The organism is Streptomyces sp. NPDC050703 (assembly GCF_040654435.1).
Classification (GTDB): Bacteria; Actinomycetota; Actinomycetes; order Streptomycetales; family Streptomycetaceae; genus Streptomyces.
Genome location: NZ_JBFAHX010000047.1, coordinates 22,766 through 33,223 on the forward strand (window position 1 = coordinate 22,766; position 10,458 = coordinate 33,223).

The 10,458-nt window shown below is 72.9% G+C and carries 10 protein-coding genes; 5 read left to right on the plus strand and 5 right to left on the minus strand.

All coding sequences use genetic code 11. From position 1 onward, the window contains the following. Window positions 1-23 precede the first annotated feature (23 nt). The gene (locus tag AB0I16_RS30585) at window positions 24-1,100 is read right to left on the minus strand and encodes a site-specific integrase (RefSeq protein ID WP_363252880.1); all 1,077 of its coding nucleotides are present in this window, start codon (window positions 1,098-1,100) and stop codon (window positions 24-26) included. Next, complete coding sequence (locus AB0I16_RS30590) at window positions 1,097-1,255, minus strand: hypothetical protein (RefSeq protein ID WP_363252881.1); 159 nt, start codon at window positions 1,253-1,255, stop codon at window positions 1,097-1,099. The genes AB0I16_RS30585 and AB0I16_RS30590 overlap by 4 nt, the downstream gene beginning before the upstream one ends. A 219-nt stretch (window positions 1,256-1,474) precedes the next feature. Between AB0I16_RS30590 and AB0I16_RS30595 the strand changes: the two genes are divergently transcribed. The 4 genes from AB0I16_RS30595 to AB0I16_RS30610 all read left to right on the plus strand — a co-directional run bounded on the left by AB0I16_RS30595 (window position 1,475) and on the right by AB0I16_RS30610 (window position 3,539). Beyond that, entirely contained in the window at window positions 1,475-1,738 is a 264-nt protein-coding gene (locus AB0I16_RS30595; protein ID WP_363252882.1) for a CopG family transcriptional regulator, read from the plus strand. Further along, entirely contained in the window at window positions 1,735-2,148 is a 414-nt protein-coding gene (locus AB0I16_RS30600) for a PIN domain-containing protein (RefSeq protein WP_363252883.1), read from the plus strand. Before AB0I16_RS30595 ends, AB0I16_RS30600 begins: the two co-directional genes overlap by 4 nt. A 717-nt stretch (window positions 2,149-2,865) precedes the next feature. After that, window positions 2,866-3,129 (plus strand): CopG family transcriptional regulator, encoded by a 264-nt coding sequence (locus AB0I16_RS30605; RefSeq protein WP_363252884.1) that lies wholly within the window; start codon window positions 2,866-2,868, stop codon window positions 3,127-3,129. Beyond that, window positions 3,126-3,539 (plus strand): DNA-binding protein, encoded by a 414-nt coding sequence (locus AB0I16_RS30610; RefSeq protein ID WP_363252885.1) that lies wholly within the window; start codon window positions 3,126-3,128, stop codon window positions 3,537-3,539. The genes AB0I16_RS30605 and AB0I16_RS30610 overlap by 4 nt, the downstream gene beginning before the upstream one ends. A gap of 91 nt (window positions 3,540-3,630) precedes the next feature. Here the strand turns inward: AB0I16_RS30610 and AB0I16_RS30615 are convergent, their stop codons facing one another. Further along, window positions 3,631-4,065: an SRPBCC family protein gene (locus AB0I16_RS30615; RefSeq protein WP_363252886.1), complete on the minus strand. Its 435-nt coding sequence runs from the start codon at window positions 4,063-4,065 to the stop codon at window positions 3,631-3,633. Between the two features lie 214 nt (window positions 4,066-4,279). On the opposite strand from AB0I16_RS30615, the gene AB0I16_RS30620 reads away from it, so the two are divergent. Continuing rightward, entirely contained in the window at window positions 4,280-5,044 is a 765-nt protein-coding gene (locus AB0I16_RS30620) for an alpha/beta fold hydrolase (RefSeq protein ID WP_363252887.1), read from the plus strand. A gap of 20 nt (window positions 5,045-5,064) precedes the next feature. Here AB0I16_RS30620 and AB0I16_RS30625 read toward each other — a convergent pair whose 3' ends face one another. Continuing rightward, window positions 5,065-7,170: a beta-ketoacyl synthase N-terminal-like domain-containing protein gene (locus AB0I16_RS30625; RefSeq protein WP_363252888.1), complete on the minus strand. Its 2,106-nt coding sequence runs from the start codon at window positions 7,168-7,170 to the stop codon at window positions 5,065-5,067. Further along, window positions 7,167-10,454, minus strand: a complete 3,288-nt coding sequence (locus AB0I16_RS30630) for an amino acid adenylation domain-containing protein (RefSeq protein WP_363252889.1) — start codon at window positions 10,452-10,454, stop codon at window positions 7,167-7,169. Before AB0I16_RS30630 ends, AB0I16_RS30625 begins: the two co-directional genes overlap by 4 nt. Between the last annotated feature and the right edge of the window lie 4 nt (window positions 10,455-10,458).

Below are 10,458 nucleotides of genomic sequence, written 5' to 3' on the forward strand. Positions count from 1 at the left end.
GCACGCCCGTACAGGCACTTGGCCTAGGTGGCCATCAGCACCTCCACGCTATTGCCGGCGCGTTCTGCGACCTCGGTGGGATCCACGCCCGCGTTCAGCCAGGTGGACAGAGCGGAGTGACGCAGATCGTAGGGGCGGTCCGCGAGCGGGCTCTGCACCAGTTCCGGCGGGAGAGCGAGATGGCGCGCCTCGTGCCAGACGCGGCCGTAGGTGCCTGCTGCGACGATGCCGCCGCGTTCGTTGAAGAACAGCCGCCCGTCGTCCGCGGTGCCGAAGGTGTCGATGCTGTCCCGCCACAGCATGACCAGTTCGGGCGGCAGGGGCACCGGCCGGGTGTCGCCGGCTGGACGGTTCTTCAGCCCGCGCTCGTCGTGGACTCGTCCGGTGTCGGTCCATCGGGTGCCCGCCTGCGGGAGAGTGCGGTGCAGGGTGGCCTGGCCCCAGCCCTCATCGGGGAGGACACAGTCCTGCAGGCCGACGGCGACCGCCTCCCCCGGGCGCAGTCCCGCGTAGTACATGCCAGCGAACAGCCCGACCAGCCGCCGCCCGCGCGCACGCCGATGGCTTCCGACGTAGGAGACCGAAGTCAGCAGGGCGCGGGCCTGGGCCGGGTTGGCGACGACCCGCGGATCGACCTGATCGACAGTCTCGGCCACGCGCCATTGGATCGGCGCGAGCGGGTCCGTGGGGAGCTTGTGCTGCTCAAGGGCGTGGTGCACGGCGTGGACCAGGACCTTGTGCTTGTGCCGCTGGGTCTCGGCGGCGGCCACCGTGCCGTCCAGATTCAGGCGCAGGGCGGCCAGGACGGACCGCATCACGGCCGGATCCAGCAGATCGGCCAGCGGGCGCGAGGCGCCCGCCACCCAGCGCAGGGTCTGGCGGACATCGGTCGGCATGCTGCGTGGCTCGGGCCGGGGTGCCACGAATGCCCAGCCCCGCAGCGCGCGCCGCAGCAGCTGATCGCTGGGGCGGCCCCGGACGTCCCGGACCATCGCCCGGGTGATCGCGCACAGCGCGTCGTTGGTCTCGTCCCGGGTTTTCGCCGCGATCAGCGGCCAGCGCATGTCCAGGTACTCCAGCGCGAACGCGTACCAGCTCATGCCAGCCGCGCTCTCCCGGAGAGGGCCACCAGCCTGTCCTGGGCGAGCCACGCCAGTGCCGCCGCCTTCACGGACGACCTGAAGCAGCGCAGCGGCGAGCTCATCTGCCAGTTCATGGACAGCCAGCGCACCGGATACGCGGTGGCCCGTGCCATGCGACCTCGCACTTGCGTTCCGCGCGGAGTGCAGCGTTCTCGGGATGCGGGACGCCGCGTGTCCATGTCTCGTCCTCATAGCGTCCACCACCTTCCTGATCAGGTGAACGCACCAGGCCCATTCGCCGATGGCGCACCAGAGGCACCATTCACCCGACTCGGCAGACACCGGACCATTCCCCACCCCTCAGAGGGAGGATCACCAGTAGGATAGGTAGCATGAGTGAGCCTACCGGGAAGTACTCGATCACCATGCCGCGCGATATCGCGGAAGCCGCCCGGACCCGCAGCGGCCCCTCCGGACTGTCCGCGTACGTCGCCGCAGCCGTCGCCCGCCAGATCGAACGCGACAACCTCAACGAACTCATCACCGTCGCCGAGGCCGAGCACGGCCCCATCACCGACGACGAGATCCAGGCCCTGCGCGACCAGCTCCACCAGGCCCGGCAGGAACAGGCCCACGGCGGAGCGGACGCCGCGTGACCCGCGCTCCCGCCGCCCCCGGCGGCACCCTCGTTCTCGACAGCGAGGGACTGGCCAAGGCCGTCCTGCGCGACCGCACCGTCACCGCATGGCTCGCCCTCGCCCGCGCCGACGACCTGCGAGTGATCACCTCTGCGGCCACGCTCGTCGAGGTCGTCCGCCCCCGCATCAACCGGCCGGCCCTGGAGTGGACGCTGTCCCGCCTCGTCGTCGAGCCGGTGACCGAGCCGATCGCCCGGCACGCCACCGCGCTCCTAGCCGACGCCGGACTGCACGGGCACAAGTACGCCATCGACGCCATGCTCAGCGCCACCGCCCTCGCCACAGCGGGACCCGTCACGGTCCTGACCTCGGACCCTGAGGACCTCACCACCCTGTGCGGCACACGCGTCACCGTCATCAAGGTCTAAGCATCGGCTCGCCACCCGCCGCGCCAACCACCCCGACGCTCCCCACCGCACATCGAACACAGCGTTGCCGCAGCTACGGAATTCAGCGACGAGTCCGTGCGCGCACGCTAGACACGTACGCGCGACCGGGACACCAAGCGCCGAACCTAGCTCCACCGCACCCGCAAGCAAGACCCAAGACCCACGTTGATGGCGATATGGGGCATTTTATTTTCGCGGGACATACGCGGGATCGCGGGACTGATGGATCGTCAGTTATGCGTGTGACCGGCATAAACTTCTGGGATCACCACGGCCTCCGGAGCCGTGTGCGCAGGTTCGAATCCTGCCGGGGGCACTCCGGATCAGCTCCTGACCAGCAGAAATGCGGGTCAGGAGCTTTTTGTCGGGCGCGCGTGCGCATTTCCCGTTCGATCTTTCCTCAGGGCCCCAGGGCCTCAGGCGTACGGGCCGGATCGTCGAACCTCGTGCGGTTCGCCGCGCGCGTCACCGGATCGAAGCCGGTCGGTCTGCGCGCCCGCTCGTGCGAGCCGGCCCGTGCCCGCCTCACCGCAGGTCATGAGGTGAGCGCACCCGCAAGGCAGTACGTCCTTGAGCTCGTCGGGGGCGGAGTGCCTGGCCTCGACACCGTCTCTACGCTCCGGCCGAGGGCCGAGGACCGAGGTGACCGCGGTCCGTCCCGTAGGGAGCGGTGGCATTCGAGGTAGCATAAGGAGTATGGGTGAGCCTACTCAGAAGTTCTCGATCACTATGCCACGGGACATCGCCGAAGCCGCCCGTGCCCGTAGTGGCCCCTCCGGTCTGTCCGCCTACGTCGCCGCCGCCGTCGCCCGTCAGATCGAGCGCGACAATCTGAACGAGCTCATCCAGGTCGCCGAGGCAGAGCACGGCCCCATCACTGATGGTGAGGTGCAGGCCGTGCGCGACCAGCTCCACCAGGCTCGTGCACAGCAGATCGGCGACGAGGCGAGCGCGGCGTGACAGGCTTCCCCGCCACGCCGGGCGGCACGCTGGTACTCGACAGCGAGGGGCTGGCCAAGGCCGTGCTGCGCGACCGCGCGGTCACCGCCTGGCTCGCCTTGGCGCGCGCCGATGACATGCGTGTGATCACGTCAGCGGCCACCCTGGTGGAAGTCGTGCATCCGCGCGTCAACCGCCCGGCCCTGGAGTGGACACTCTCCCGCCTCGTCGTGGAGCCGGTCACGGACGCGGTCGCACGTCGTGCCGCCGCCCTGCTTGCCGATGCCGGTCTGCACGGTCACAGGTACGCCATCGACGCCATGCTCAGCGCAACCGCCCTTGCCGCACCTGGGCCCGTCACCGTGCTCACCTCCGACCCGGAAGATGTCACGGCCCTCTGCGGAGCGCGCGCCACCGTCATCAAGGTCTGACGCCCAGTAGCTCGACGAGGCGGGCAAGGTGCCCTCCGCGCCGCCCGCATACGTCCGCGCCTCGCCGCCAAGGGCGGAAAGGTCACAGGCGTCAGCCCGCAGTTGTCTCCGCTGCCAGTTCCGCCATCCTCTGGAATTCGCCCAAGTCGTAGTTGGCCAGGGTCTTGTCCAGGTTCGTCAGTGCGCCCAGGTGTTCCAGGAAGCCCTGCGGGTCGTATTCGATCTGGAGGGTCACTCGGCTCTCCGTGTCGCTGAGGCGGTGGAACGTGACCACGCCCGCGTGGTGGACGCCCTCTGTCGTGCGCCACGCTATGCGTTCCTGCGGGATGACCTCCGTCAGTTCCGCCACGAACTCCTTGTCCGCCGTCGGGAGTGAGAGCTGCCACGCGAACGTCGTCTCGTCTATGCGCTGCACGTGCTTCACGTGGCTCAGGAACGCCGGCCAGCGTTCCACGTTCTCCCACAGGGACCAGCTCACGGCCACCGGTGCCTTGATGTCCACAGCTTCCAGCAGTGAGGACGACATCGTTGTTCTCCCCTTCCTCCGTCGACATGTCGTGGGCGGTGCGTTCGTCACGGGCGGTGCTTGAGTCTTCCGCGTACCCCCGGGGGGCCGTGTTCACCGCGATGCCGTGCCACGCGCGTCACAAAGCCGCCCCGCCACCCCCCTTCGTCCGGCATGCTGGCCAGGTCAGGCCGTCGGTCGGCGGCGGCTGTCGTCATGGAAGGAGGGCGCGCTCGTGGGCGACTGGATACGTTGCAACCACCCCGCACCCGATGCCGGGACCCGTCTGCTCGTCTACCCTCACGCCGGCGGTTCCGTCAGCGCCTATCACGGGCTCTCGGCCGCCGTCTCCGGGACCGTCGAGCCGTTGGTCGTGCAGTACCCGGGGCGGCAGGACCGGTACGGCGAGCCGTTCGCCGCGGGGGCGGACGAGATCGTCGACGCCGTGCTCGACGAGCTGCCCGACGGGCCCGACGCCCGGCCTCTCGCCCTGTTCGGGCACAGCATGGGCGCGCTGCTCGCGTTCGAGACCGCGCGGCGCCTGGAGGCCGCGGGGAAGCCGCCCGTGGCGCTGATCGTGTCCGGGCGCATGGCTCCCTCGCTGCCCCGCAGGGCCGCGGGGAAGAAGCGGGTGCGGGACATGACCGACGCGGAGCTCGTCGAGGACATGCGCAAGCTCTCCGGGACCGCCGAGGAGCTGTTCTCCTCCCCCGAGCTGCTCTCCCTCTTCCTGCCTCCGATGCGGGCCGATTATCAGATCGTGGACGAGTATCTGTATCGGAGTGGGGAGCCGCTTCGTTGTCCTCTTGTCGTGCTCACCGGTGACAGTGATCCGCGCGTGACCGTCGAGGGCGCCCGGGCCTGGGAGAGCGAGACCCGGGGCGGGTTCTCCTGCCACGTGCTGGCGGGCGGGCACTTCTTCCTCGACGCGCACATGTCCTACGTCACCGGTGTCATCGCCTCCGCGCTGCCCGGCCGCAGGAGCGTCACCGCTTCCTGACCGCTCCCCCTGCCCGCCCCCTACTCCGCCTCGAACTCCGAGAGCAGGGCGTCCAGCGAGTCCTCCGCGGCGTCCTGCTCCGTGGAGCCGGCGATGCGCTTCGCCAGTTCCTGGAGGGGCAGCTCCTCCAGGAACACGGTGATGGGTACGTCGATGCCGAACTCGTCCCGCAACCTGCCGACCAGGTGGACCGCGGTGAGCGAGTCGCCGCCCGCCGCGAAGTACGTCGTGTCCGGGCCCACGGCGTCCGCCAGGCCGAGGGCTTCGGCGAGGACACCCAGCACCGCCGCCGTCAGGTCGTCGTCGGGCGCCGGTGCCTGCGCCGCCGCCTCCGGTTGCCCGGACCGGCGGTCGAGCGTCAGCGCGCCGTAGCTCTCCCCCGCGAACGGGTACGTCGGCAGGCTCACCCTGCGGCCCTCGCCCAGGGTCTCCGGCCACGGGACCGAGCCGCCCTTCAGCCACAGCTCCCCGAGGCCGCGCAGGCCGTCCCCGTCGGGGGTGTCGCCGTCGTCGCCCCCGTCGCGGCCCTCCGCGAGCGCGGTCAGGCGGTCGGCCGCCTCCGCCGGGTCCGACGCCAGGACGTAGGCGCGTACGTCCATGGGGGTGCGGCCCGTGCGCAGGGTGTACGCGGTGTCCGCGAGGGACGGGGCGTCCGGGGCGCGCAGGGCCGTGGCGAGGCGTGCGGCCAGGGTCCTCAGGGCCGGCTCCGTGCGGGCCGACAGGGCGAGGATCTCCCTGCGGGGGGTCGTCCGCGTCCCGCGGCGCTCCGGCGCCTGCTCCAGGACCACGTGCACGTTCGTGCCGCCGATGCCCAGCGAGCTGACCCCCGCGCGGCGCACGCCGTCCGCGGGGAGCGGCCACGGGGCCGCGCTGTCCACGACGCGGAAGGGGGTGGCGTCCATGCGCAGGTCCGGGTGCGGGCGCGAGACGTTGACCGTGGGGGCCAGCGTGGCGTGCTCCAGCATCAGCACCGCCTTGATGAGCGAGGCCACGCCCGCCGCCGCGTCCAGGTGGCCGATGTTCGACTTGACCGAGCCGATGCCCACCCGGCCCACGGTGCCTTCGGGGCCGCCGAACGCCGCTGTGGCCGCCGCGAGTTCGATGCGGTCGCCCAGCTCGGTGGCCGTGCCGTGCGTCTCCACGTACTGGGCCGCGGACGGTTCGAGGCCCGCCGCCGACCAGGCCTCGACGATCGCCGCCGTCTGCTGTTCGACGCCGGGGGCGGTGAAACCGACCTTCGTGGCGCCGTCGTTGGTCAGCGCGCTGCCCCGGATGACCGCGCGGACCGGGTCGCCGTCCGCGAGCGCGTCGGCGAGGCGGCGCAGGACCACCACGCCGACGCCGCTGCCGGGCACCGTGCCGCCCGCCCGCTCGTCGAAGGGGCGGCAGCGGCCGTCCGCCGAGAAGATGCCGCCCTCGTAGTGGACGTAGCCCTGTCTGCGTACGGTGTCGATGCTGACGCCGCCCGCGAGCGCGGTGTCGCACTCGCCGAGGAGCAGCGCCTGCGCGGCGAGGTGGACGGCGGTGAGCGAGGTCGAGCAGGCCGTCTGGACCGTCAGGCTCGGCCCTTCGAGGCCCAGGCGGTAGGAGATCCAGGGGGCGAGGAACTCGCGGTCGGTGAGGATGCGGATCTGCATCGCCCCGATGGACGCGGCGAGGCGGCGGTCCGTGTGCGCGGCCAGCATGTGCTCGGTGGGGCTGCCGCCGACGTACACGCCGGTACGGGCGGGCACCGCGAGCGGGTCGTGGCCCGCGTCCTCAAGGGCGGCCCAGGCGGTTTCGAGGAGGACGCGGTGCTGCGGGTCGAGGGCGGCGGCCTCGGTGCGGTGGAAGCCGAACAGCTCGGCCTCGAAGCGGTCGGCGTCGGCGAGGTGGCCCTTGGCGGGGACGTGCTCGGCGCCGCGCAGCTCCTCCGGGTCCGCGCCGTCGGCCAGGAGTTCGGCCTCGGTGAAGTCGGTGATGGCGCAGACGCCGTCGCGGAGGTTGGCCCAGTACGTGTCCAGGTCGGGGGCGCCGGGGAACCGTCCGCTCATCCCGACGACCGCGATCGCCGCGTCGTGTCCGGGGTCGGCGTCGAGGTCGGCTGCCGGGTCGGACGCGAGGTCCCGGGGTGCTGGCTCGGTCATCGTGACGTGCCCTTTCTGGAGCGGAGCCGTTGTGCGGCGGCGTGCTGGCGGGCGCGGCGGTCGCCGCCCCTGCGCTCGGCCGCCGTGGTGGTGGCGGTCCCGCCCTCGGTGGCGGGCGTCCCGTCCCGCCGGGCGTCGCCGGCCCGGTCGATGTGTGCCGCGAGCGCGGCGACCGTGGGGTGGCGGAAGAGGTCGACCATGGTGAGGTCGTCACCGGCGGCGTCCGCCCGGTCCCGCAGGGCGTCGAGGACGCTCAGCAGCCGTACCGAATTGCCGCCCAGGTCGAAGAAGTTGTCGTGGACGCCGACGCGGTCCAGGGTGAGGACGCGGGCCCAGACCTCGGCGACGTGCCGTTCCGTCGCCGTGCTCGGCGCGGTGTACGGGCGGCCCGCCTCCTGCCGCTCGGCGGCCGGTTCCGGCAGCCGCGCCCGGTCGATCTTGCCCGAGCGGTTCAGCGGCAGTTCGTCGAGGTGGACGTAGACCTCCGGCAGCATGTAGCCGGGGAGGCGTTCGGCGAGGTGGGCGCGGAGGGTGTCGTCCGAGGGGGCCGCTCCTTCCCGGTGCACGACGTACGCGACGAGCCGCTGCTCCGCGCCCTCGCCGCGCACGGCCGCCGCGGCGACCGCGACGTCCCCGTGGCCCGCGAGCAGGGCCTCGATCTCGCCGAGTTCGATGCGGATGCCGCGCAGTTTGACCTGGGAGTCGGAGCGGCCGAGGTAGTGCAGCCGGCCCCGGGCGTCGATCCTCGCGAGGTCGCCGGTGCGGTACATGCGAGCGCCCGGCGGGCCGTACGGGTCGGCGACGAAGCGTTCGGCGGTCATGCCCGGGCGGCCGATGTAGCCGCGGGCCAGCGAGGCGCCCGCGATGTAGACCTCGCCGGTCACGCCGGTGGGCACGGTGCGCAGGCGGGCGTCGAGGACGTGGACGCGGGAGCCGGGCACGGGGGCGCCGATCACCACGGGTTCGCCGGGTTCGAGGTCGGCGGTGGTGGCGTAGACGGTCGCCTCGCTCGGCCCGTAGGCGTTGACGATGCGGCGGCCCGGCTCGCTGAGCCGTTCGACCAGTTCGGCCGGGCATGCCTCGCCGCCGACGGCGAGCGTCCGCAGGTGGGGCAGGAGCCCGGCGACGTCGGGCAGCAGCATCGCGGCGGACGGCGGCAGGAAGACGTACGTGATGCGGGAGTCCCGCAGCCGGGCGGCGAGCGCGTCGCCGAGCCGTTCGTCGTCCCGCGCGATGTGCAGCTCGGCGCCCGCCACCCAGGGGAAGAACAGGTCGGAGACGGCGACGTCGAAGCCGAACGACACGAATTGCAGCACCCGGTCGTCGGCCGTGACCGGGAACGCCGGGCGCACCGCCCGCGTGAGGTTGAGGAGCGCGCGGTGTTCGACGGCGACGCCCTTCGGGACGCCCGTGGAGCCGGACGTGAAGAGGACGTAGGCGAGGTCTTCTGGGGCGGGGGCGGGGGCGGTCCGCGGCTCCGGGGCCGTCGTCGCCGGCGCGCCGTGGACGTCCGCCCGCAGGCGGCGCACCCCGAGTCCCGCGCCCTTCTCCGCCGTCTCCTCCGCCGTGACGAGCAGGCCCGTGCCGGACGCCTCGATCATGTGCGCGAGGCGGGCGTGGGGGTGGGCCTGGTCGAGCGGTACGTACGCGCCGCCGGCCCGCAGCACCGCCAGGGCCGCGACGCCCATCTCCACCGAGCGGGGCAGCAGCAGTCCGACCCGGAAGCCGGGCCTGACACCGGCCGCGCGGAGGCGGGACGCCAGCGCGTCCGCCCGCACGAGCAGCTCCCGGTAGCTGAGGCGGACGTCTCCGCAGACCAGGGCGGTGGCGTCGGGGCGGGCCGCCGCGACGTCCGCGATCAGGTCGGGCACCAGGCGGTCCGTGGGCGCCGCCTCGGCCGTGCGGTCGGCGGCGGCCACCGCACGGCGGCGCTCGTCGTCCGGTACGGCGTCGAGGGCGGCAAGGGGCGCGTCCGGGCGGGCGAGGGCCGCGTCGAGGAGCGTCCGGAAGTTGTGGGTCCAGGCGCGCACGGTGGCGGCCTCGAAGAGGTCGCGGCGGTAGATGAACTGCGCGGAGAGGTCACCCGCCGTGCCCCAGCGCTCGACGTGCAGGTGGAAGTCGAACTTGGCGGTGTCCAGGTCGAGTACGACGCGCTCGACGCGGGCGCCGCTGAGCGCGAGGGACAGTTCGGTGTCGTCGTCGTAGGCGAAGACCAGTTGGACGACGGGGTCGTGGCTGGTGTCGCGGGCGGGCGCGAGGGTGTTCACGACGGACTCGAAGGGCGCGTCCTGGTGCGGCTGCCCGGCGAGCAGCTCGGCGCGGACGCGGTCGATCAGCTCGCCGTACGAGGGGTCCCCCGACAGGTCGACGCGGAGGGCGAGGGTGTTGGTCAGCATGCCGGCCATCTCCTGGAGCTCCGGCCGGTCGCGGCCGGACACCGGGAAGCCGATGACCAGGTCGTCGCGGCCGGTCAGCCGCCCGAGGAACGCGGCGTACGCGGCGAACAGCGCCATGAACGGCGTCGCCCCCCGGCTCCGGGCGACCTCGCCGAGGCGTCCGCGCGGCCCGGCGCCGAGCGGGAACCGCTCGCTGCCGCCCGCCGCCGTCCGTACCGCGGGACGCGGCGCGTCCAGGGGCGGCGAGACGACCTCGGGGGCGCCGCGCAGCCGTTCGGCCCAGTGGGCGACGGCTGCGGCGTAGGCGCCCGCGGCCTGGCGTTCGCGCTGCCAGGCGGCGTAGTCGGGGAACTGGAGGGGGAGTTCGGGCAGGCCGGCGCCCGCGTACGCCGCCGAGAGGTCCCGCAGGATGACGCCGAGGGACCAGCCGTCGCAGACCAGGTGGTGGGCGACGAGCAGCACGCGGTGGCTGCCGTCGTCGACGGCGTACACCGTGCAGCGCAGCAGCGGCCCCTCCGCCGGGTCGAAGGGCCGTGCCGCGTCGGCCCGCATCAGGGCCTCCGCCTCTTCCGGGCGGACGTCCTTCTCGACGGTGAGGCGGGCGCGTCCGCTCGCGCGGACGATCTGCGCCCGCGTGCCGTCGGCGGCGGTACGGAAGACGGTCCGCAGCGACTCGTGCCGGGCGACGACGGCGTCGAGCGCGCGGGTGAGCGCGCCGAGGTCGAAGGGGCCGTGCACGGCGAAGGCGGCGGGCACGTTGTACTGGGCGGTGCCGGGGTTCATGCGGTCGAGGACCAGGAGGCGGGCCTGGGCGTCGGAGACGGGGAACTCGTACTCCTCGGCCTCCGCCGGCGGCGCCTCCGCGGCGGCCGGATGTTCTGCGTCCACTGTT